We start from the raw sequence: 21,785 nt of genomic DNA, 5'->3' as shown, positions 1-21,785 counted from the left end.
AGAGAATGCCCGCTAAGCGCGCATTGCCTATTTATTCAAACCGGCATCTCCCAGAGCCTTTAACGCCTCACTAAGGTGAGAAGTCATCAGCCGGGCAGCCAGTTCGCCATCTTTGTTCTTGATCGCGGCCAGAATTTCTTCGTGCTCTTTCAAGCTCTTGTTCGGTTGCCCCGGAATTTTCAAAGGAGCCTTCCAGCCTTCAATCATTGATTTGTACAGCGCATCCATAATGGATGAGAGAACCTTGTTGCCGGTAGCCTTGCCGATGAGTCTGTGAAATTCGGCATCGACCATGATGGCCCGGGGCAGGTCCTCTTCTTCAACTGTTTTTTTGAATTCTTCGTGGGTCTTTAAAAGTTCCTCAAAGTCTTCATCTGAAATTCGTTCCGAAGCCATGCGCGCTGTGCTTGGTTCCAGCAGGGAACGGACTTCGAAAAAATGGCGCAGTGCTTCGTAATTATCTGTCAGCCAGGTGGACAGAGGGCTGAAAATATCCCCTTCGTAGCTTTTTACAAAAGCCCCGATGCCGGGCTGTGTTTCAATGAATCCCTTGATTTCAAGGATGCGCAATGCTTCACGGATAGACCCGCGGCCAACTTGCAATTCCTTCATGAGCTGTCGTTCGGAAGGAAGCGGTTCGCCTTCAGTAAAAGTCTTGTTCTGGATCAGTTCTTCCAATTGCTTGGCTGCTGTTTCCGAAACTCTGACTTTCTTAATGGGTTTAAACATTTTTGCGCACATATAATAATTCTGGCCTGTTACATGTCTTTGAGGCCGGGATTCCTTTTATTGCTGGTCTGACATCTTACTGTCTGCTGGTCCTACCAGTATAACTGAGAGGGGAAATAGTCAAGTAATGCCTCGCTTAAAAGTATGGAATGCCCATAACATTTTTTAAATAGTTCCTTTGGATGGGGCACTGTGTTATGCTTAAAGCATCGTTAAAAGAATGTCGTTCCCGGAGTGGTGTGATTTAGAGGGAAAATTTTCATAGGAGAGTTTGTCATGAGTTGGAAAGATTTGAGGCTGGCCTATAAATTTGCAGTAGGTTTCGGGGCAGTATTATTATTGTTGGTTCTACTTGGAGGTTGGTCCATATCCGGTATCGGCACTATCGTTTTTGATGCTGAAGAAGTTATCGCAGGTAACAAACTTCGTGGCGATTTTGTCCAGAAAATTGTGGATCATTTAAATTGGGCTAATGAAGTAAACAGACTGCTGACCGATAAAGATGTCCATGAAATCGATGTGCAGACCGATCCCCACAAGTGCGGCTTCGGTAAATGGTACTACAGTGAAGAACGCAAAAAAGCGGAAGAGCTGGTTCCGGAAATCAAGCCTCTGCTGGCAAAGATAGAATCCCACCATAATAAGCTGCACAAATCTGCAATTGCGATTGAAGAAAAGTATGAAGATGTAGACCCTACCATGGGCAGCTTTTTAAGAGAGAAGAAGGCGGATCATCTTAATTGGATGATCGCCGTGCTCAAGCAGCTTATGAATCCGGAGTCCAGATCAATAACTGTGCAGGCCAATCCTCATAAGTGTGGGTTGGGTAAGTGGCTTTACTCCGCAAAAGTAAAGGATATGGCCAAACAGCATCCTGAATTCGGTGAACTTTTAGCTAAAGTTTATAAGCCGCATACAAAGCTTCATGAAACAGTTCAGGTCTTGAATGAATACCTTGCTCGCGGGGACCGTGTCGGGGCGCAGAGATATTTTTCTGAGCATGTTGAAAAATTCGCGTTGGAAACTCTGGGCAGGATTGATGCCCTGATTGACTGGCATGAGGGTGAGCTTAAGATTCTTGCCGAGGCAACAAATATTTACGCTACGGTAACAGCTCCCGCGCTTGTTGCTGTACAGGATATTTTGACCGAAGTGCGCGGAGTCGTAGCTGAAAATATCATGACCGATCAGGAAATGCTTGATGCCGCAGCGGCTACAAGGCAGGGGATTGTTGTTGTAAGTGCGGTGGCCCTTATCATCGGTATTCTCATGGCCTGGATTATTGCCAAGGGAATTCTCGGTCCTCTCAATAAGGGATTGGATTTTGTGGCTGAGGTCAGTGATGGTGATCTTTCCGCAGATGTTGATCTACAACGTAAGGATGAACTTGGTAAGCTTGCAGATGGCATGCGCAACATGGTTCACAGGCTGCGCAATGTTGTGGGTGATGTGAATAACGCTTCCGACAGTGTGGCCAGCGGCAGTGAAGAGCTTTCCGCTTCAGCTGAAAGTTTGTCACAGGGGGCTACCGAACAGGCTGCCTCCATTGAAGAGGTTTCATCTTCCATGGAAGAGATGGCTGCCAACATCAAGCAGAATGCTGAAAATGCCGTCCAGACTGAAGGTGTTGCTGAAAAATCCCAGTCTCAGGCTTCTCAGAGTGCCGATGCTGTGGGTGAGGCTGTGTTGGCTATGAAGAGCATTGCTGAAAAGATTATGATAATTGAAGAGATTGCCCGTCAGACCAACCTGCTGGCTCTTAATGCGGCAATTGAAGCTGCAAGGGCAGGGGAGCACGGCAAGGGATTCGCCGTTGTTGCGGCCGAGGTTCGCAAACTTGCCGAGCGCAGTGGGATAGCCGCTGCTGAAATCAGCGAGCTTTCCTCCTCTTCCGTTGTAGTGGCGGAAAAGGCCGGGGGCATGCTTCAGGAGTTGGTCCCCAGTATCAGTAGGACTGCTGAGCTGGTCCAGGAAATCGCAGCAGCCAGCAATGAGCAGAATAGCGGTGTCAGCCAGATCAACAAGGCAATCCAGCAGCTTGATACGGTTATCCAGCAGAATGCTTCCGCTTCTGAGGAAATGGCTTCCACCTCTGAAGAGCTTTCCCGTCAAGGACAGCTTTTGCAGCAGGCCATGTCCTTCTTTAAACTGAGCAGTCGTCCGACCCCCATGCTTCCCGCAGGCAGTTCATCTCCTGAAGATGACGGGTTTGATCGGTTTTAAAATTCCAAAAACTTTTAATAAGCTTCGCCCCGTTAATGATTGGTGTCATTAACGGGGCTTTCTTTTTTGATTTCAGGTTGATTGTCAGACTTTGCCCTATATGCTAGCTTGTAGTATATAGACAATGCGATTGCGGGGAGGGTGATTATGAATTTTGTTCGATTTGTCCGGGAATTTTTCAGGATCATAAAAGATAACTTTTTTTTGATCTTGATATTTTACGGCTTACTTGTCGCTAACTCTTATAGTGATGAGGATGCTATGATGATGGGGTCGGAGACAGGTTCGATAATATCGGTCATGCTTGTTCTGATTTCTACACGCAAAAATTTCTCATTCTGTTTTGAATACTTAGGCATGGTTGTCACCCGCGCTTTGACTGTTGCTTTTGCAATTGTCATTTTGCATGGGCTGGCCTTCGTCGTGGCTTTTTTTACGTCTTCATACTGGGTAGGAGCGGCTCTAGTTCCAGTTCTGCTGTCTTTATTCTCAAGTTTTATTTTTATCGCCACTGCTAAGAATTACGAAGATATTAAAACCGCTCCGATGAAAGGCTGGTCGTGGGTGTTGAAGCTCGTGCTGGCTGTTTTTGCAAATGTTTTGTTCTTTGGCCCTTCAGTCTATCTGATGCTCAAAGAAAAAATTGATTTTATACCGTTTATGGCTGCTTCCATAATACTTGTGGCTCTGACTTATTACGTCATGGGCAAAATTACATATGAAGATGAATTCAAGGAAGTTTACGAAAACTCTCCGCCTCTTCAAGAGTCTGTTAATTGAAGCAATATTGATGGTTAATTAATTTACTCATGTGGTGCCATAGTAAGAGGTGGCTGAAGACTATTGTGGGATAAAAATGTATCTGATTCGATTTTTCGGGGAATTTTTTACAACGATATGGATGAATATCCTCTTGATATTGATTTCCTATGGAACAATTCTCTTAGTTCTTTACTCCTATGAGGATGAAAGCGTAATTCAAATCTCACTTGTCCTTCTAACGGTCTCTGCAATGTTCGTTCTGATCGGTTCCCGGCCGGACGTTTCGCTGAGTTGGAAATATTTCAAGACAGTCATTGGCCGGATCATCTCGGTAGCCTGCCACATTGTTTTTATGTTTTTTCAGGCTGGCTTGGCCGCCTTTTTAACTGGATCATATTGGCTCGGTCTGCTGTTGCTCCCGGTTATATTTTTGTTCAATTCAAATTCTATTTATCTCACCACCTCCATGAGCGATGATGAGATACGGTTTTTGCCGTTGAAAGAAGGCTATTGGCTGGAAAGATTCGTGCTGGCTGCTTTTGCAGGTTTATTCATCTTTATCTTGAAAATTTTTATCGTTATTAAGCCGGTCCTGGCGGCAGGCATTGTGCTTACGGCACTCATCTATTTCATTATGGGTAAAGTTTCATACGAAGAAGGATTGAGAAAGATTTGTGAAAACGGGCCGCCGCTGCCAAAGTTTCTTTGGAAGAAAGCAACGCTGATCGAAAAATTTATTATGTTTATGGAGCATCATGCCAGAAAAGGGGTGGGTGTCTGAAGGCTGATCACAAACAGAAAAAGGGCATTTCATCTTTAGATGAAATGCCCTTTTCTTTCAAAATGGTGGGTCGTGCTGGGCTCGAACCAGCGACTCTCTGCTTAAAAGGCAGATACTCTACCAACTGAGTTAACGACCCATATATTTTAAAGCGCGTCTATCAAGATTAGCAATTGGCTTAATGTCTGTCAAGCTTTTTTTGTAATCAATTTAATGACCGCTGTTTTGAAAGATCATTTCCGCATTTTGCGGAGTGTGTTCGCCGAATGTTAAGTGGTGGGTCGTGCTGGGCTCGAACCAGCGACTCTCTGCTTAAAAGGCAGATACTCTACCAACTGAGTTAACGACCCATCCGTGCGAACGAAGAAGCTTTTATCCAGACAGCATCTTTCTGTCAACAAAAAAAATGAAAAAGTTTATTTTTTTTGTTTTGGTGTTAGAATTATGTTTCCTCAATATACCTTGAGAAAACGTCGTTTTGAGTTATTGTACTGAAATTAATGGATAAAAGTTATGAAAGTTGACAAATGAGTTAATTTTACATATGTTGTCTAAGCTGAGTGGAGTGCCGACTCCTTGCTCAGCAATAAATTATGGAGGAAATCTATAAATGACACGTAAAGACCGTACCGAAGGCATCTACAGCCGTCGCGAAGTACTTGATGAAGGTGAAAGACGCCAATATTGCGCTTTGCAGCTCAAAGAACTTCTGACCTATGCCTACCGTTATTCTGAAGATGTCAAAAAACGCTTCGACAGAGCACAGTTTCAGGTCGATAAGTTTAAAGAACTTGCTGACCTTAAACATATACCTATCTTAAAAAAGAAAGAATTGATCTTTCTGCAATCCATGGGACCCCGTCTCGGCGGACTCCTGACCAAAGATCTCGGTGAACTACGCCGTATCTTTTTGTCTCCCGGTCCCATCTTCGATCCCGAAGACCGTTCCGAAGATTACTGGGGATGGACTGAAGGTTTCTACGCTGCGGGTTTCCGTTCCGGAGACGTAGCCCAGATTACCTTTAACTATCATCTGGCTCCCGCAGGACTCATGTTTGAAGAACCTCTGCGCAATCTGAATTGTGCGGTTGTTCCTGCTGGTCCCGGTTCTACCAACAGCCAGCTTGAAATTATGCAGAAACTGCGCGTTACCGGCTATGTCGGTACCCCCAGCTACCTTATGCATCTGGCTCAGAAGGCGGAAGAAGCCGGTTTGAACCTGCGTAAGGATCTGTACCTTGAAGTTGCATTTGTCACCGGGGAAAAATTCTCCGAGAAAATGCGTTCCGATCTGGAGAAGAAATTCGACCTGATCATGCGTCAGGGCTACGGAACCGCAGATGTCGGTTGTATCGGTTACGAGTGCTACCACAAAAATGGTCTGCACATCACCAACCGTGCTTTTGTTGAAATCTGCCATCCTGATACCGGTATTCCGCTCAAGGACGGCGAGGTTGGCGAAATCGTAATCACCGCTTTCAACAAAACCTACCCGCTGATCAGACTCGCCACCGGCGATCTGAGCTACATCGACCGCAGCCCATGTCCTTGCGGACGTTCCACACCGCGTCTCGGCAATATTGTCGGTCGCGTGGATACCACCGCACGTATCAAGGGGATGTTCGTATACCCCCATCAGGTGGAGCAGGTTATGGCTCACTTCGAAGAAGTCAAACGCTGGCAGATCGAAGTTACCAACCCCGGCGGCATTGATGAGATGACCCTGAATATTGAGGTCTCCAACTTTAAGCGTGAAGATGAGCTGCTGCACATGTTCCGTGAAAAGATCAAGCTGCGCCCCATCCTCAAGGTTCTGACTCCCGGCTCACTGCCTCCGCAGATCAGACCCATTGAAGATAAGCGTAACTGGGACTAGCCCAGTATGGCTTGCAATATAGTTAACAAGTGCGCAAGGACCGTTCTGGTCCTTTGCGCACTTTTTTTTGTGCTCGGCGGATGTGTGAAAAAGAGTCTTCCACCTGAAATGGCTGTCTCATTCCTGCCTTGTTCCGGGGATTATCTTGACCCGGTAGGCGATTCCCTGCCGTTTGATAAGCTCATGGCCGAAGCGTCAAAGGCCGATTACGTGCTTGTCGGGGAAGGGCATACCTCCATCTGTGATCACAAAGCCCAGTTTGAAATTATCGAAGGGTTGACCCGTGGGCATCAAAAGGTTGCTATCGGTCTTGAAATGGTCACTGCACAGAAGCAGGATGTCCTCAACCGTTTCAATCTCGGACAGATTCCGGTCGCGGAACTTTCTAAAGAACTGGATTGGAAAAATGGCTGGCGGTACGATTTCAACATGTTCAAGCCCATTTTCGATTTGGCGGAAAAACGCAGGCTGACTATGGGTGGGCTTAATTTTCCCTTCCGTCTGGTCAAAGAGGTTCGCGAAAAGGGGCTTGATGGTTTGTCCGTTGAAGATAGGGCCATGCTGCCGAGCGAAGTTATCTCTCCCGCGCCTGAACAGGAGGAGGGATTAAAAGAAGTCCTTGCCATGCATCAGGGCCGTGATGCTACTGATTCCAAGCAGATAGAACGTTTCTTTCTTGTCCAGTCCCTCTGGGATACTGGTATGGCTGAAAAAGCTGTTGAGCTGCGCAAGAGTACCGGTAATCCGGTGGTTATACTTGCCGGAGGCGGGCACGTTGAGCATGGCTGGGGGATTCCCCGCAGGCTGAAAACACTTGACCCGCAGGCCAAGGTTATGACCATCATGCCCTGGCGGGGTGGTGAATTTTATCCCACAGCGGCGGATTCTTTTTTTTACTGTCCGCCGTCCTATGAAAGCCGTATGGGTATGACCATTGAAATTCGTCAGGGAAGGGCTGTAATCACCGCTGTGAAAAGGGACCTTAAGGGTTACAAGAAAGGTTTGCGTCCCGGTGATATCATTGCCAAGGCACAGGGGATTCCCGTAACCAGCCTTGCAGCCATGCACATGGCCGGATCAAAAGCCCATAAGGAAGATAAGCCGCTTATCTTTACCATTGATCGTCGCGGCGAACTCTTTGATCTTGATATGGGCCGGCTGACCCGCATGAAGAAAGATAAATAAGATATTTCAGGAAGTGTAAAATGCCAGAATTGCCGGAAGTAGAAGTAATATCCCGTGGTCTTGCCAAGTCTCTTGAAGGCAAGACAATTGAATCTGTTAAAATTCTCAACCACAGTTCTGTGAAAATGCCGTGGTATCTTTTTTCCTCCCGTGTTGCCGGGGAGAAGATTACCCGCATCCATCGCCGGGCCAAGTTGCTTATTATGGATCTTGGCGAAGATCTGCACGTAACCTTTCATCTCAAGATGACTGGACGGGTATTGGCTCATGAAGGTCCGACCACTCCTGAACCGCACACTCGCGTTGTTTTTGGACTCACTGACGGCGGTTCAATAGAATTTCACGATACCCGCAAGTTTGGTGAAGTGCGCGCCCTGAACAATGAAGAGCTTCAGGAATGGGATTTTTACAAAACACTCGGTCCCGAACCGCTTGAAGTAACAGCTGAGGAGCTTGCCGAACGCATCACCGGACGCAAGGCCCAGATCAAGGGCTTGCTGCTCAATCAGTCCGTGGTTGCCGGGTGCGGCAATATTTACGCCGATGAATCCCTGTTTCGTTCCGGTATCCACCCCAAGGCCAAGGCTTCTGATCTTTCGCAGGAATCTCTGATCAAGCTTTTTATTGAATTGCAGGCCGTACTCAAGCTGGCCATTCAGGAAAACGGCAGCTCCATTCGCGATTACGTAGATGCCGGAGGCGATGCCGGGGGATTTCAGAACAGCTTCAAAGTATACGGCAAAAAAGGTGAATCCTGCCCCGATTGCGGTAAAATATTTGAATCCGCTACTGTAGCTGGAAGAAGTTCTACTTATTGCAGTAATTGCCAGAAAATGAGTGATTAGTAATTTATGACAGCTGAATCCAGCAAAATAGTGCGCAATGCCTCGGTAGTAGCCGGGGCAACTTTGCTTTCAAGGGTCCTTGGCTTTGCCAGGGACCTTATTGTTGCGTTCGCCCTTGGTGCGGGCTTGCCTGCGGATGCATTCTTTGTGGCCTTTCGCATTCCTAACCTGCTGCGCCGTTTGTTCGGGGAAGGGTCGCTGACTATGGCTTTTGTCCCGGTTTTCAGCCGGGTGCGCAAAGAAAAGGGCGAAGGCGCGGCCTTTGAAATGGCTAGATCAGCCATGCTTTGGCTGCTGCTCATCCTCGGCGTACTGACCGTGCTTGCAATTGTGGGCGCGAAATATCTGGTCCTGCTCATTGCACCGGGCTTTGGCGACAACCCCGTGTTGATGTCTCTTACAGTTGATCTGGTAAGAGTCTGTTTCCCTTATGTTATTTTTATTTGCGGTGTTGCGCTTTGCATGGGCATCCTGAACAGCATGGGCCATTTTCTGGCTCCGGCACTGGCTCCGTGCATGCTCAACGTGGCCCTGATTAGCTCGGCCTTGATCGGTTATTTTACCGGGAACAGCGTAGCCCTGTTCATGGCTTGGGGTGTACTCATTGGCGGAGTGCTGCAATGGATGCTGCAACAGCCCTATCTCAAGCGTATGGGGCTGCATTGGCGTGGTAAGGCAGAACTGGACAACCCCGGCGTGAAGCGCATGGGCAAGCTCATGCTGCCCACGGTACTGGGCGCGGCGGTCTATCAGATCAACGTGGTTCTCGGTACGCTGCTGGCCTCTTTTTTACCCGTGGGATCGGTTTCCTATCTTTATTATGCCGACCGTCTGGTGCAGTTTCCGCTTGGTGTGTTTGGAATCGCGGTAGGCACTGCAGCCCTGCCAAGTCTGGCAAAGCTTTATGTGGAAGGGCAGCATGATGATTTTGCCCAGACCCTCAAGCAGAGTGTGGGCCTCATCCTGTTCATTTCCCTGCCCGCCATGGCTGGCCTTGTTTCCCTTGCTGAGCCGCTTATAGGATTGCTTTTTGAGCGCGGGGCCTTTGATGCAAAGGCGGTTTCTGCCACAGCGCAGGCTCTTATGGCTTACGGAATCGGTTTGCCGTTCATTGCTATGTCCCGGCCTCTCGTTTCAGCTTTCTATGCGCAGGAAGATACCCGGACCCCGGTTAAGGTTGCTATTCTCTGTCTGCTGGTTAACGTTGGTGTCGGCTATTTTCTCATGCAGCATATCGCCCATGTGGGGCTGGCCTTGGCGGTTTCTTTGTCATCCATGCTTAATTGCTTGTTTCTCGCAATAATTATGGGTCGCAGGACGGGCCTGTTTCCATTGCCGTTTGTCAGCGTGGCAAAGAGTGTGCTGCTCAGTGCATTGATCGGGGCAGGCGCATGGTATTCCACACGGTATGATATTTTATGGTGCGCACTTATCCCGGTCTGGGTGGCGGTGTACGGGGCTGGTTCGCTGTTGCTCAAGTCAGACGATGCCCGCATGTTGATTGGGGCATTACGCCGCAGGCAAGGGTAGGTAGGCCTCCGGCGGCTCTCCGAGGGCCAAAGAAACTTTTTGAAAAAAGTTTCTCTGGACTCTTCAAAAACTTTTGTTAGGGCTTCGCCGCTTTGTTTCGCACAATTTTGCGCTGTAAAAAATATGTCTGAAGAATCAAGAAAATATTTTCCCCGTGGACTTGTGCAGCCTGAAACTGGCTTTCGATTTTCTACTGATTCTCTTTTAATCAGCAGCTTCGTCTCTGTTCCGAAGAATGCCCGAATTCTCGATCTCGGTACCGGAAGCGGGGTTATACCGTTAGGCATCATGCTGTTCCACCCGGATAAGGGGCTGACTATCACCGGACTGGAAATCAACCCGGAAATGGTTGCGGCTGCTGGAGAGAACGTGCGGCGGCTGGGTTTTGCTGAAGAAATCGGCATCGTACAGGGCAATGTCTGTGAGCCGGACTTTGCGCCCGCCGGGAGTTACGATCTGGTTGTTTCCAACCCGCCTTACCGCAGCGAGGGCAGGGGCAAAGCATGCCCGGACGATTCCCGCAACAAGGCCCGCTTCGAGGTTGATTGTGATCTTGATGCGTTTGTCGCTACGGCCTCACGCATGGTCCGTAATCGGGGCAGGGTCTGCTTTGTTTTTCTAGCCGAACGGCTGACCGAATTGGTTAACTCTTTCACCCGCCATAAGCTGGAACCTAAGCGCATGAAATTTATTCACGGGCGTATAGATGCGCCGTCCAAAGTGGTGATGCTTGAAGCTGTGAAGGGCGGCAAGCCGGGCTTGATTATGGAAGCTCCGGTGATTCTATTTGAGAAAGATAATTCTCTGACTGAATCTGCTGTTGAGTATTGTCCATTCATTGCCAAGTAGATCATCCATAGGTAAAGAATTACCAGAACAAATTTTGAAAGCCTCTTTTTCGAAAAGGCCAGAAGCTTAACTAAAACGTCTTTGAAAGAGAGGGGATGGGGTCTGGGGAAGGGGAGAGAAAATCTTTGGGCGTTAGCAAAGTTTTTTCTCCCCTTCCCCAGCCGCCGGAGGCACATTGATCAAAAAAATTCTTCTAGAAAATTTCTTAGCCCATGCGGAAACTGAGATTGAACTCGGTCCGGGCATGACCGTGCTGACCGGTCCTAACAACAGCGGTAAATCTTCCGTTGTTGAGGCTTTGCGCTGCATTGCTACCAACCCGTTGCCCAAACATTTTATTCGTCACGGAGCCAAGAAAGCCCGTGTTGAGCTGGAAATGGACGACGGCGTGCGTGTGGCGTGGATTCGTAAGAAGGCTACTGCCTGGTACGAAGTGCTGCGTCCCGGCGAAGAAGAATGGGAAGTCTATGCCAAATTCGGGCGCAACACCCCGGAAGATATTCTGAATATTTTAAGGCTCAATCAGGTTCCGCTGGAAGGCGGTAAATCGCTGGACGTGCACATCGGTAATCAGCGCAATCCTATTTTTCTGCTTGATCAGCCATCGTCCGTTGCGGCCCAGTTCTTTGCGTCATCATCTGAGGCTTCGCATCTGCTGGCTATGCAGACGGAACTTAAAAATCGGGTCCGGGCTGCTAAGCGTGAAAAGAAATTTCAACAGCAGAAGCTGGATGAAATTCGCGTAGAGCTGGATGAATTGCAAACCCTGCCGGATGTGAATCTGGAACTGGAAACGGCCCGCGAACTCAAAGGGCAGATGGATATTCTGGAGAAGGAAATCCCGGCGGTTGAAGGAGTTTTGCAGCGTAAAGGCGAGCTTGAAAACTATAAAGCCAGCCTCAGCGCGCGGGAAAAAGAGTTGTCGGAATTGCGGGAAGCACCGGAGTTGTTCCCTTCCGGTCCGCTGGAACGGATCGTTTCGGGCATGCAGAATCTACGTGTCCACGGGGTAAGTCTTAAAGCAAGATCTGAGTCTTTGGATAGGTTGGAAGTACCGCCGGAACTTTTTCCGGTACAGCAGTTGGAATCGGACCTAGCGCAGCAAAACCAATTGTCTTTCGCAGAAAAAAATCAGTCCGTACGGCGTAAGATTTTGGAACCACTCGCTTCTCCGCCAGATCTGGAAGACCTTTCGGTTCTTTCTGCAACCATCAGCAACCTGACCCGCAGCCATGCTTTTCGGGAGAATATTTCACGCAGGGTAGATGTTTTGGCTCCCTTGGATGATCCGCCGGAACTTCATGATTTTTCGCCGCTTATGCAGGTTATGGACAATCTTTCTTCTTTACGAAAAGCGCAGGCGGATGCGCAAAAGAATTTGCATGAGCTGGAGCAGTCTGAAACAGAGCTTAAGGAACGTATTGAAGTGCGGCTTACTGAGATCGGCAATTGTCCGCTCTGCGGCGGAGATCTGGATGCGCAGAAAATGATCGGGGACAGCCATGAGTCTTGAAAAAGTTGAAGCTAAAGGGCTTTTCCTGATCGGGGACCCGCATATTGCCTCCACTCCTCCGGGGCAGCGGCTGGGTGATTTTGCGGCAGATGTGCTGGATAAGCTTGAAGCCTGTTTCAAGCGTGCGGAAGAGCTGGATATGGTCCCGCTTATTCTTGGTGACCTCTTTCATTGGCCGCGTGATAACGGCAATTCCCTGCTGGTGGATATGATCGGGTTGTTCGCGCAGTACAAACCGTTCGTGCTGGTGGGTAATCATGATAAATATCAGGCCCGATTCACCCCGGATGTTTCCATGGCAGTACTTGATGCCGCAGGTGTAATCCGGATGGTGAGTGAGCAGGGTCCGGCCTTTGAGCTGCAAACTCCGCAAGGGCTGGTGCTGGTCGGTGCTTCTCCTGATTCCACTCCCATTCCCAAGGAATTTGAGCGCGAAGATGGCAAATATATTAAAGTGGTCTGGGTGACCCATCACAATATTTCTTTTCCTGAGTGCGAGAAAAAACAGCATGCCATTAAAGAAAAATCGGGCATAGATTGGATTATCAACGGGCATATCCATCGCCCGCGTGAATCGATCACCAAAGGCATGACCACGTGGGCCAACCCCGGTAACATCACCCGGCTGGTTTTTTCCCGGTTGGCCCTTGAGCGTAAACCGCAGGGAGCAATCTGGACCCCGGAGTGCGAGGATCTTGAAAAATGGGAAATCCCACACCGCTATTTTTATGAGGTATTCCCGAATCAGGAATTTTTACCTGAAGCTGAAGATGCGGAAGCAGCGGAATCAAAATTTTTACAGGGCCTTGAGCGGCTGGCATGGAAAAGGACCCATGAGGGCGAGGGCTTGAAGCAGTTTTTAACAGATAATATTGACCCGGAAGAGCCGGAAAGCACGCTCATCTGGGAATTGTATACGGAGGTTACCGATGGCAATGAATAACGGTGCAAATCAGCCCGCTAACGGTCTTGAGCAGGAATTGAATCTACTCAAAGAGCAACATAAATGGTTGCATGATAAGAAAATCCGTACTGAGCAGGAATTAGCCAGTACCACCAGCCAGCTTGCCTCTCTCGAAGAAGAAGCCAAAGCGCAGTACGGAACTAGCGACCCGCAGGAGCTTGCCAAGCTGCTGGAAGAAAAAAAGTCCGAAAACGCACGGCTGGTCACCGAATACCGTGCGCACATCATGTCGATTAAAGAGGGCTTGGATAATCTAGAGCAGGGGTAAGAATGCCTCCGGCGGCTTAAACCCTTTTGCAAAAGGGTTTAAGAATCCCAAAACCTTTTGATAGTTTTAATCTCTTTGGTAATGGAAAATTGTGCAAATAAAAACGGCGAAGCCCTACTAAAAGTTTTTGGAGAGTCCAGAGAAACTTTTTCCAAAAAGTTTCTTTGGCCCTCGGAGAGCCGCCGGAGGCATTCATGACAGATATTCCTACTCTTGAATCTCTAGAACGTAGAGCTGACCGTTTAAGCGCTAAGGCTTCGTCACGTTTGGACGATTGGCTATCCTTGCGTGAAGACGGGCGTAAAATCGATGACTTTTTAGAGCTGGCACCGGGTGCGGCTGAGCGGCTGGAAGAGCTTTCTACGGCTCTGTTTGGCGAACTGCTGAGCGAACTGGAGACCAATCTGACTCATGCCATCCGTGAAATTCTGGGACAGGATCGCGAAGTTAAGGCCGTTGCATCTATCCGCGATAAGAAATTGCAGGTCGATTTCCAGATTATGAATCAGGGCGGCGAAGAAGATATTATGGTCGGGCAGGGCGGTTCGGTGTGTAATATTTTGTCCGTGGGGTTGCGGCTCATCGCTTTGTCGAGGCTAAATCCTGAAGCGCATCGACCTTTTCTGGTGCTGGATGAGCAGGACTGCTGGCTCCGTCCTGACCTTGTGCCCGGATTTATGGAGCTGATCAGGACCATTGCCGAGCGGCTGGGTTTTCAGGTGCTGGTTATCAGTCATCATCCGCTGGATCTGTTTTCTGAAAGCGCGGACGGTATTCTGGCTTTGCAACCACAAAAGGATGGCGGACCTATAGTGGAGCGGGTCAAGTAAGGTCCTGAAATTAAAGAGCCGGGCTTTTGCTGGTTGTTTGCGGATTTTTGCTGTATCCTGCCCCCAGTTAATTAAGATTTTTAGTGGAGTTTATATAAATGGCTGAGCAAAGTCTGAAACGTATTCTGGACATCCCCCTTGAAGTTAAGGTTGAGATGGGGCGGACCAAACTTCTGGTCAATGAAATTATCCAGTTCGGTCAGGGTACCGTTATCGAGCTGCATAAGCTGGCCGGGGAACCGCTGGACATGTATGTGGAAGGTCGGTTGGTTGCGCGCGGTGAATTAGTTGTAATCAATGAAAATTTTGGGTTCAGGGTCACTGAGATTATCAAGCCTGAAGACAGGATCAAAAAGCTGGGCCTGTAACTGGGAACAGCCGGAATCCGTGAAAAGATTTTCCTGAATTTTCCGCCCCCTGCTAACGGGGGCTTTGTTTTTGGGCGTATCTGCCGTAAAACGGGCTGTTGTCTTCTCATGCAGCCTCGGATAAGAAGTTTCCTCGCAAGGAGGTCACATTAAGTGTCATCGTTAAATGATTCGTTTAAAAGCAAGCCCGTAATCTGGGCTGTAGCCATAATTTTCATAAGTACTTTTGCCCGTCTCTGGTTTCTGGGAACCGGACAGCTCAACCTTGTGCAGGATGAATCCCAGTATTGGGATTGGACCCGGCACATGCAGCTCACTTATTACTCCAAGGGGCCGCTCATTGCCTGGATTATCGGGCTGTGGACTTCCGTTTTCGGTAATACTGAATTCGGGGTACGCTTCGGCTCGGTGGTCGGTTCATTTTTAACCCAGATTGTGCTTTTCTGGGGCGTCGCCCGGATGTGGAAAAGACCCATCGCGGCAATTTGGACCCTGATCATCTATAATTCCATGCCTGTTTATCTGGCTCTTGGAATCCTGATGACCACGGATAATCCATTTATTCTCTGCTGGAGTTGCGCTCTTTTCGCTTTGTACAAGGCTTCTATTCCGCATCCTCCGGGATTGGAGCGTGATTCCAATGAATCACAGACCAAGCCTTTTGTTCTGATTAGTCTTTTTTTCGGAGTCGGCATTCTGGCTAAGTACACCATGCTCGGTTTTGCCGGGCTTTCGGTTATGTACGGGCTGCTGCTTATGCGTCGGGAAAGGCTGCCACGCGGTTTCTGGCGCAAGCTGTTTCTTTCTCTGGGCGGAGGACTTTTCCTTGGCTTCCTGCCGACCTTGATCTGGAACATGCAAAATAGTTTTGTTGGCTATAAGCATGTGCTGCACCTGATCGGAGCTTCCGGGAATAAGGCTTCGCACTTGCTGCGTTTTGACCGTTTTCTGCCGTTTTTCGGCGAACAGGTCGGTATGGCTACTCCATGGTGGCTGGTATTCATGTTTATCGGCGGATTTGCTGCTTTGTTTTTTGTTCTTAAAGGCAAAGGGCGTAACCTGATGAATCTGAATCACAGGCAGAGTGCTTTGCTTTCTGTTTTTTTTCTGCCGGTCTGGATTTTCTTTTTTGTCTGGAGTTTTCACGCCAAGGTACTCGGCAACTGGGCGGTGATCTCTTATGTCAGCGGCGTAATGATTGCCGGGTTTGCATTTGAGAGCTTCTGGGGCCGCAGAGGACGTTTTCGCTCCCTGTGGATGACCTTGAGTCTTGTGATTTTTGTGGTTCTTCACTTCCAGAATCTGGTACCCCTGCCGGACCACCTCAACCCCACCCATCGCCTTAAAGGCTGGACCGACCTCGGCCAGCAGGTGGTGGAGCTGGAAAAGACCCAGTTTAAAGATCCTTCTAAGGTCTTCGTCATGAGTGACGAGTATGACATGACTGCTGCTCTGGCTTTCTATGTACCGGGCCAGCCGCGCACTTACTGCGCATGGATTGATCGTCGCATGAATCAGTATGACCTCTGGCCCGGTCCTGAAGATAAGATCGGCTGGGATTGCGTATATGTGATCAAAAAATTTCACAGCAATACAAACGAAGAGATGAAGGAGATGTTCGAGCGGGTCAGCTCGCCCATCCATATCCAGACTACTTTTCGGGGAAAACCGGCTCGTAAATTTACCGTTTATCTTTGCTACGGTTACAACGGCAAATGGCCCCGTGATCCTAGATTGAGATTTTAGTATTTATTTGCAGCCAGATGTCTGCATTCTAGGGTGTTTCTGTGTGAGTAAGTTTAATCTGGGTTGATGTTGCGGAGAGCGTATATAGCTTTCACGCGACATCAACCCAAACTATTTTCAAGCGAAAGTGCTGTCTTGACATATCGATAAAACGCGATATTGTGATATCTATGAACATTGACGACACTTTTAGAGCGCTAGCTAACCCTATGCGTCTTAACATACTTAAATGGTTGAAAGAGCCTGAGATTCATTTTGAAAAAATGGAACACCTGCCTGAAGAAGAGCAGGGAAAGGGTTATGTTTGTGTTTCCCTGATCAAGAAAAAGGCGAATATCACACAGTCTACTACCTCCAGCTATCTTGCAATTCTGAAAAAGGCCGGATTGCTTAATTGTAAGCGAATCGGACAGTGGACGTATTATCAGCGAAACGAGGAAGGTATTCAGCAGTTGGCTGGGTTTATTAGCTCAGAACTGTAGTTGGCGGAGTCGTGGCACTCTGTCACACCAAAGAATATCGTTTATTCGCGATATTTGATTATTTAATTGGAGGACATAATGAAATTCATTCACATAAATATGACTACAGCTGTGATCGAAGAAAGACCCGTTCCGAAACAGTATGCCATGCTGGGCGGCCGGGGGCTGACTTCAATCATGATAAATGACTTGGTTCCTGCTGACTGTGATCCTTTTGGCAAGGAAAATATACTTATATTTGCCCCGGGACTGCTAAGCGGTACTCCTTTGGTTAATACGGGCAGATTATCCATCGGAGCCAAAAGCCCGTTGACCGGAGGCATCAAGGAATCCAATGTCGGCGGAACTATGGCTCTGGCTTTGGCTCGGCACGGAATTCGCGGAATTATCGTTGAAGGCCAGCCCGAAGATAGCGGCTTACATCACATAGTTATCGACGAAAAAGGTTCTGTCAGCCTTGTCGATGCCGGGCAGCATGCAGGAATGCATAACTATGCCCTTACCCAAGCGCTCATCAAGCAGCATGGAGATCAAATATCCATTGCATGCGCCGGGCCGGCTGCAGAACGCAGCCTTCATTCAGCTTCCATTCAGGTAACAGACCCCAATGGCAATCCAAGCCGGGCTGCGGCTCGGGGGGGGCTTGGAGCAGTTATGGCTTCAAAGGGGCTGAAGAGTTTGATTGTTTCCCGGCAAGGCAAGTCGATGATGGAAGTAAGCGATGCTGCGCTTATGAATGAAACAGCCAGAAATTTTGTCCGTGGAATACAAAGTGATGGATGGGCAAGTCAGGTCTTGCCGCAGTTCGGAACCGCTTCCATTCTTGCCAGCACCAATGCCGGCGGAGCATTGCCGACTCGAAATGCACGGCAGGGCAGTTTTGAAGGAGCAGACGCGATTAACGGTGACAGTATGGCCCGGATTATCCGAAAACGCGGAGGGCAGACCACTCATAAGGGATGCAGCAAATGCATCATCAACTGCTCCAATGTCTATGTAGATGCTGTTGGCAACGCGATTACTTCTGGTTTGGAATATGAAACCATGTGGGCCATGGGTGCTATGATCGGCGTGGATGACCTTGATGTAGTGGCAAAGCTTGATTTCCTTTGCGACGACATAGGGTTGGACACCATGAATACCGGGACAGCCATTGCGGTTGCTATGGATGCTGGACATCTTGAGTTTGGTGATGGAGCCGGAGCGATTGCTCTTGTGGAAGAAGTTGCTGAGGGGACCAGCATGGGAGACCTTGTCGGACACGGCCCGGAAGCTGTCGGAGCTCATTTCAATCATCCTCGCGTGCCTAGTATCAAAGGGCAATCTATTGCGGGCTATGACCCCCGCGCCATGCCGGGCATGGGAGTGACCTACGCAACTTCGCCACAGGGAGGTGACCATACTGCCGGTTTTGTGGGTGGAGCACGCGGGGCCACGAAAATGCTCATGAATATGTCCGAATCATCTCAGGTCAACATGGCTGCGGTGGATGCCACGGGTATTTGCATGTTCGCGCAATCTGGCGGTCAGGAAAACATGTACAAAGCAATTTCTGCTATCACAGGAAGATCCTTTAATTCTAGTGATTGGGCTCAACTCGGACATCGAATTATGAAGGCGGAGCTTGATTTCAACAGGCGGGCGGGTTTGAAAAAAGAAGACAATGTGCTGCCGGACATGTTTTATGACGAGCCTCTTTCACCCATGTACGATGTCGTTCCCTACAGTAAAAATGAACTGGAAGATGCCTTCTTATCTTTCGAAGGCGGGAGCTGATAATGCGTTCCATTGAACAATACACAGGGGTGGAGCAAGGGCCAATCCGTCCTCCCAGTGAGGCTGGAAGCATGTTGCTCAGGTTGACGCGCAATTGCCCTTGGAATCAGTGCACATTTTGCGGACTTTACAAAGGGACTAAGTTTTCCGTGCGGCCCGTCGAGCACGTGCTGCAAGACATCGACACTATGCGCCGGGCAGTGGATCTTATCGAGGAAGCACAAAAGAGCGGACAGCGCATAACCTATGGAATGTTCGCAGAGTTTGATCAACATGTCGCCCATGCAGCGATGAATTTTGTCAACAACGGTATGATGCGATCCATTTTTTTGCAGGACGGCAACAGTTTGATCATGCCGCCTGATGATCTTATTCAGATATTAGAACATGTTCGAAAATGTTTTCCAAATGTGGATCGTATTACTTCTTATGCCCGTTCCCAATCCATAGCCAAAATCAGCGACGAAGATATGCAACGGATCTCCGATGCAGGATTGAACCGTATCCATATCGGCATGGAGTCTGGTTCGGATGCAGTGCTGAAAGCCGTAAAAAAGGGAGTGGATAAAGCGAGGCAGATAGAAGCGGGGCAAAAAGTCAAGCGTGCAGGGGTGGAGCTTTCCGAGTATTTCATGCCGGGGCTTGGGGGGAAGGAGTTGTCTCGTGAAAATGCTCTGGAAACAGCAGACTGCATGAACCGGATAAATCCAGACTTCATACGGATGCGCACACTGGCTTTGCCGGATTCCACGCCTCTGGCTAAGCAGAATAAAGAAGGATCTTTTCAGAAGATGGGAGAAGTTGATACTGCCAAAGAACTCCTGCTTTTTTTGGATTCTCTGGAGGGGATTACAAGTACGATCCGTAGCGACCATGTTCTTAACCTGTTTTCCGAGGTAGACGGGACTCTTCCCCATGACAAAGATAAAATGACGGAACCTATACGAAAGTTTTTGAGCCTCTCGCCTGAAGATCAGCTTGTTTTTTGTATTGGTCGAAGAACACACTCTCTTTCTACGGTGGCTGATCTCAGTGACAAAGTTAAAAGGTTCCATGCTGAGCAAACTTGCGCAGGTATGGGGGCCACCGTCGAAAACATGGATGAAATAATTGATTCGATTATCAAGCGATTCATCTAGCAACATTGGAGTCGGAATTTACCGTTTATTTTTGTTACGGTTTCAACGGCAAATGGCCCCGTGATCCTAGATTGAGATTTTAAATCTGTCCCTGTGATGGTGCAATTTAGCCCTTTCGGTTCTGCCGGAAGGGCTTTTTTTGCGTGTTTTTAAGAAAAAAGGACAATTTTTTTCGGCAGTGGGTTGCGGATTAATTCAAAGAGGGAACGGTGAGCGCGTTATTTTTTCTGTAATTTCGGTTGATTTGATGCTTGTTGGAGTATTGTTGCAGAAAAGAAGTGACTTGAATGAGTTTCTTTGACATTTTTTGACAAATAGTGTCATAACGTCTACATCGTAGTGTAATTTTGAAAAATCAGGATAAATCTTTGACACCCTCGCCTACGCTATACACGGTACGTGAGATTGCCGACACGCTGAGAATCCACCCAAGAACAGCCTACAGGCTGGTTCAGGAGGGAAAGATTCGCGGTATCAAGGTTGGCAGTCAGTGGCGTGTGCCGGAAAGTTCCCTGCTGGAATATATTGAATCCGGCTTGCAGGCGGCTCCCAAGAAGGGGAAGGACGATAAGAAAGGTTCTGAGCAACTGAAACTGCCCATTTGAGAAAACATCGGTGGACAAGGATCATGAAAAAGTCAGCTGCCCTTAAACGGGTGACTCTGGAAAATGATTTTGGCGGCCAGATTTCCTTTGTCGGAAAGCTTGAAAATGAATCCCTCAACTACAATGAGGACAGCGGGGAGCTGGTCTCGGAAAAGATTTTCAGTACCGAGAAGGGGCGCACAGGATACTCCATTGCAACCAGAAACGGTCGGGAACGTGATAAAAGAGCGTACTTGATGGAAGATCAGGGCGAGACTTGCATTGTTTCCAATGGCTCCATTCTGCTGGGTCTGGATACGGACGTGATGCTTACATTCTGCGCTCAGGCACTGGCTGAGCAGGCTGCTGGAAAATCTGAAAACGAATTGGAATTTGTAAAAAAACAGTTGCAGGTGGTTAACGGTTAAGCCGTTTTTCGCTGCAAAAAGACTTAACAAGCGCGAAAAAATCCCCGGAGTGTACTCACTTCGGGGATTTTTTCGTTGTTAATCCAAGTGGCTATTGGGTGTATAGAGCGGCGAAGCTTTATTAAGAGGTTTTGGGATTCTTAAAACCTTTTGCAAAAGGGTTTAAGTCGCCAGAGGCGAAATTTTTTAATAAAATCGCGAAGCGCATCTAGCTTTTCTTCAGCTCTTTAATAAAGGCGTCGGCCTCATCAATGGAACGCTGCATTTCCTTGATCAGCCTGCCGATGTCCGCTTCAAGGGTGTTCAGTTCAGACTTGAGTGAGGCAATGGCCTGCGCATTCAGATTATGCTTCAGGTAGAGCACCTGATCCCGGAAGACGTTGAGTACGGGGGCGATTTTCTTTTCAGCCTTGCGCATGGCGGAGAGCAGACGCTTGAACTTGCTTTTGGTCTTGGAAAGCTTGACCCGGCTCTCGTTGCGCAGCTTTCTGCTGGTGTACTGGTCAAGTTCAGTATTCCATTCATCAAAAAGGTCATTCCCCACTTCTTCAACTGAGTCGATTCTTTTACGTACTTCCAGAGCCGCGGCTTCGCTGTGCTCGTATTCATCATTGAGGCGTTCGTAAGTTTCCTGAAGGTCGCCACCGTGAAACCCGGTCAGGGCACTGAATTTGTCCAGCGCGCTCTTGAATTGCTCGCTGGCTTCTTCTTGTGATTCACGGGCCTTTTCCACGTTGGAAACAAGGATGTCGCGCTTGTGGTAGCCGAAGCTTTCCATGGTTTTATAATAGGCGGACTGACAGCCTGCCAGCCCAAGAGTCAGGGCGATGATTAGGCAAAGGGGTATTTTATTCTTCAGGTGCATGAAATTCCTCCGAGTGAATTTAGAAGCTTGTAGTATGCACTT

Annotated in this window: 20 protein-coding genes, 2 tRNA genes and 1 pseudogene; 19 read left to right on the top strand and 4 right to left on the bottom strand. The window is 48.5% G+C overall.

All coding sequences use genetic code 11. The features are described from left to right. Positions 1–27 precede the first annotated feature (27 nt). Positions 28–729, bottom strand: a complete 702-nt coding sequence (locus tag FMS18_RS15255; RefSeq protein ID WP_239061055.1) for a FadR/GntR family transcriptional regulator — start codon at positions 727–729, stop codon at positions 28–30. Positions 730–1,005: 276 nt separating this feature from the next. Between FMS18_RS15255 and FMS18_RS15250 the strand changes: the two genes are divergently transcribed. The 3 genes from FMS18_RS15250 (at position 1,006) to FMS18_RS15240 (ending at position 4,495) form a co-directional block, all read left to right on the top strand. Further along, the gene (locus FMS18_RS15250) at positions 1,006–2,952 is read left to right on the top strand and encodes a methyl-accepting chemotaxis protein (RefSeq protein WP_163295534.1); all 1,947 of its coding nucleotides are present in this window, start codon (positions 1,006–1,008) and stop codon (positions 2,950–2,952) included. 147 nt (positions 2,953–3,099) lie between these two features. Next, the gene (locus FMS18_RS15245; RefSeq protein ID WP_163295533.1) at positions 3,100–3,732 is read left to right on the top strand and encodes a hypothetical protein; all 633 of its coding nucleotides are present in this window, start codon (positions 3,100–3,102) and stop codon (positions 3,730–3,732) included. A 49-nt stretch (positions 3,733–3,781) separates the two neighbouring features. Further along, positions 3,782–4,495 (top strand): hypothetical protein, encoded by a 714-nt coding sequence (locus FMS18_RS15240; protein ID WP_163295532.1) that lies wholly within the window; start codon positions 3,782–3,784, stop codon positions 4,493–4,495. Between the two features lie 63 nt (positions 4,496–4,558). On the opposite strand, the gene FMS18_RS15235 is transcribed toward FMS18_RS15240, so the two are convergent. Together FMS18_RS15235 and FMS18_RS15230 are read right to left on the bottom strand one after the other, a co-directional pair. Continuing rightward, positions 4,559–4,634, bottom strand: a tRNA-Lys gene (locus FMS18_RS15235). Positions 4,635–4,769: 135 nt separating this feature from the next. Further along, a tRNA-Lys gene (locus FMS18_RS15230) sits at positions 4,770–4,845 on the bottom strand. Between the two features lie 260 nt (positions 4,846–5,105). Between FMS18_RS15230 and FMS18_RS15225 the strand changes: the two genes are divergently transcribed. From FMS18_RS15225 to FMS18_RS15150, 16 genes and pseudogenes are all read left to right on the top strand, one after another. Beyond that, entirely contained in the window at positions 5,106–6,371 is a 1,266-nt protein-coding gene (locus tag FMS18_RS15225; RefSeq protein ID WP_163295531.1) for a phenylacetate--CoA ligase family protein, read from the top strand. 6 nt (positions 6,372–6,377) lie between these two features. Continuing rightward, a complete protein-coding gene (locus tag FMS18_RS15220; protein WP_163295530.1) occupies positions 6,378–7,556 on the top strand; it encodes a ChaN family lipoprotein in 1,179 nt (392 codons plus the stop codon). 20 nt (positions 7,557–7,576) lie between these two features. Then, entirely contained in the window at positions 7,577–8,401 is an 825-nt protein-coding gene (gene mutM, locus FMS18_RS15215) for a bifunctional DNA-formamidopyrimidine glycosylase/DNA-(apurinic or apyrimidinic site) lyase (protein ID WP_163295529.1), read from the top strand. Between the two features lie 6 nt (positions 8,402–8,407). Beyond that, positions 8,408–9,931 (top strand): murein biosynthesis integral membrane protein MurJ, encoded by a 1,524-nt coding sequence (gene murJ, locus FMS18_RS15210; RefSeq protein ID WP_163295528.1) that lies wholly within the window; start codon positions 8,408–8,410, stop codon positions 9,929–9,931. Between the two features lie 123 nt (positions 9,932–10,054). Then, positions 10,055–10,780, top strand: a complete 726-nt coding sequence (locus FMS18_RS15205; RefSeq protein ID WP_163295527.1) for a tRNA1(Val) (adenine(37)-N6)-methyltransferase — start codon at positions 10,055–10,057, stop codon at positions 10,778–10,780. 175 nt (positions 10,781–10,955) lie between these two features. After that, positions 10,956–12,293: an AAA family ATPase gene (locus FMS18_RS15200; RefSeq protein ID WP_163295526.1), complete on the top strand. Its 1,338-nt coding sequence runs from the start codon at positions 10,956–10,958 to the stop codon at positions 12,291–12,293. Next, entirely contained in the window at positions 12,283–13,236 is a 954-nt protein-coding gene (locus FMS18_RS15195; RefSeq protein ID WP_163295525.1) for a metallophosphoesterase, read from the top strand. Before FMS18_RS15200 ends, FMS18_RS15195 begins: the two co-directional genes overlap by 11 nt. Further along, the gene (locus FMS18_RS15190) at positions 13,223–13,525 is read left to right on the top strand and encodes a hypothetical protein (RefSeq protein WP_163295524.1); all 303 of its coding nucleotides are present in this window, start codon (positions 13,223–13,225) and stop codon (positions 13,523–13,525) included. Before FMS18_RS15195 ends, FMS18_RS15190 begins: the two co-directional genes overlap by 14 nt. Positions 13,526–13,719: 194 nt before the next feature. Beyond that, a complete protein-coding gene (locus FMS18_RS15185; protein ID WP_163295523.1) occupies positions 13,720–14,355 on the top strand; it encodes a hypothetical protein in 636 nt (211 codons plus the stop codon). Positions 14,356–14,477: 122 nt separating this feature from the next. After that, a pseudogene (fliN, locus tag FMS18_RS15180) lies at positions 14,478–14,723 on the top strand (flagellar motor switch protein FliN); the annotation flags it as partial. A 153-nt stretch (positions 14,724–14,876) separates the two neighbouring features. Then, positions 14,877–16,469: a glycosyltransferase family 39 protein gene (locus tag FMS18_RS15175; protein WP_163295522.1), complete on the top strand. Its 1,593-nt coding sequence runs from the start codon at positions 14,877–14,879 to the stop codon at positions 16,467–16,469. Between the two features lie 209 nt (positions 16,470–16,678). Further along, positions 16,679–16,951: a helix-turn-helix domain-containing protein gene (locus tag FMS18_RS15170; protein WP_203544666.1), complete on the top strand. Its 273-nt coding sequence runs from the start codon at positions 16,679–16,681 to the stop codon at positions 16,949–16,951. A gap of 78 nt (positions 16,952–17,029) precedes the next feature. Continuing rightward, positions 17,030–18,727 (top strand): aldehyde ferredoxin oxidoreductase C-terminal domain-containing protein, encoded by a 1,698-nt coding sequence (locus tag FMS18_RS15165; protein WP_163295520.1) that lies wholly within the window; start codon positions 17,030–17,032, stop codon positions 18,725–18,727. A gap of 2 nt (positions 18,728–18,729) precedes the next feature. Next, positions 18,730–19,866 (top strand): radical SAM protein, encoded by a 1,137-nt coding sequence (locus FMS18_RS15160; RefSeq protein ID WP_163295519.1) that lies wholly within the window; start codon positions 18,730–18,732, stop codon positions 19,864–19,866. Between the two features lie 368 nt (positions 19,867–20,234). Next, the gene (locus FMS18_RS15155; RefSeq protein ID WP_136674780.1) at positions 20,235–20,471 is read left to right on the top strand and encodes a helix-turn-helix domain-containing protein; all 237 of its coding nucleotides are present in this window, start codon (positions 20,235–20,237) and stop codon (positions 20,469–20,471) included. 23 nt (positions 20,472–20,494) lie between these two features. Further along, the gene (locus FMS18_RS15150; RefSeq protein WP_163295518.1) at positions 20,495–20,878 is read left to right on the top strand and encodes a hypothetical protein; all 384 of its coding nucleotides are present in this window, start codon (positions 20,495–20,497) and stop codon (positions 20,876–20,878) included. Between the two features lie 208 nt (positions 20,879–21,086). On the opposite strand, the gene FMS18_RS15145 is transcribed toward FMS18_RS15150, so the two are convergent. Next, positions 21,087–21,743, bottom strand: a complete 657-nt coding sequence (locus FMS18_RS15145) for a DUF2959 domain-containing protein (RefSeq protein ID WP_163295517.1) — start codon at positions 21,741–21,743, stop codon at positions 21,087–21,089. Between the last annotated feature and the right edge of the window lie 42 nt (positions 21,744–21,785).

Origin of the sequence: Desulfovibrio sp. JC022 (assembly GCF_010470665.1) — a bacterium.
Classification (GTDB): domain Bacteria; phylum Desulfobacterota; class Desulfovibrionia; order Desulfovibrionales; family Desulfovibrionaceae; genus Maridesulfovibrio.
Note: the sequence above shows the minus strand (reverse complement) of the source record. Positions and strands in the feature narration are given on the sequence as shown.

Bases quoted from the DNA above. Each gene is read 5' to 3' on its own strand.
- FMS18_RS15255 (WP_239061055.1), bottom strand. From the start codon at position 729: ATGTTTAAACCCATTAAGAAAGTCAGAGTTTCGGAAACAGCAGCCAAG.
- FMS18_RS15250 (WP_163295534.1), top strand. From the start codon at position 1,006: ATGAGTTGGAAAGATTTGAGGCTGGCCTATAAATTTGCAGTAGGTTTC.
- FMS18_RS15245 (WP_163295533.1), top strand. From the start codon at position 3,100: ATGAATTTTGTTCGATTTGTCCGGGAATTTTTCAGGATCATAAAAGAT.
- FMS18_RS15225 (WP_163295531.1), top strand. From the start codon at position 5,106: ATGACACGTAAAGACCGTACCGAAGGCATCTACAGCCGTCGCGAAGTA.
- FMS18_RS15220 (WP_163295530.1), top strand. From the start codon at position 6,378: ATGGCTTGCAATATAGTTAACAAGTGCGCAAGGACCGTTCTGGTCCTT.
- mutM (WP_163295529.1), top strand. From the start codon at position 7,577: ATGCCAGAATTGCCGGAAGTAGAAGTAATATCCCGTGGTCTTGCCAAG.
- murJ (WP_163295528.1), top strand. From the start codon at position 8,408: ATGACAGCTGAATCCAGCAAAATAGTGCGCAATGCCTCGGTAGTAGCC.
- FMS18_RS15205 (WP_163295527.1), top strand. From the start codon at position 10,055: ATGTCTGAAGAATCAAGAAAATATTTTCCCCGTGGACTTGTGCAGCCT.
- FMS18_RS15195 (WP_163295525.1), top strand. From the start codon at position 12,283: ATGAGTCTTGAAAAAGTTGAAGCTAAAGGGCTTTTCCTGATCGGGGAC.
- FMS18_RS15190 (WP_163295524.1), top strand. From the start codon at position 13,223: ATGGCAATGAATAACGGTGCAAATCAGCCCGCTAACGGTCTTGAGCAG.
- FMS18_RS15185 (WP_163295523.1), top strand. From the start codon at position 13,720: ATGACAGATATTCCTACTCTTGAATCTCTAGAACGTAGAGCTGACCGT.
- FMS18_RS15170 (WP_203544666.1), top strand. From the start codon at position 16,679: ATGCGTCTTAACATACTTAAATGGTTGAAAGAGCCTGAGATTCATTTT.
- FMS18_RS15165 (WP_163295520.1), top strand. From the start codon at position 17,030: ATGAAATTCATTCACATAAATATGACTACAGCTGTGATCGAAGAAAGA.
- FMS18_RS15160 (WP_163295519.1), top strand. From the start codon at position 18,730: ATGCGTTCCATTGAACAATACACAGGGGTGGAGCAAGGGCCAATCCGT.
- FMS18_RS15150 (WP_163295518.1), top strand. From the start codon at position 20,495: ATGAAAAAGTCAGCTGCCCTTAAACGGGTGACTCTGGAAAATGATTTT.
- FMS18_RS15145 (WP_163295517.1), bottom strand. From the start codon at position 21,743: ATGCACCTGAAGAATAAAATACCCCTTTGCCTAATCATCGCCCTGACT.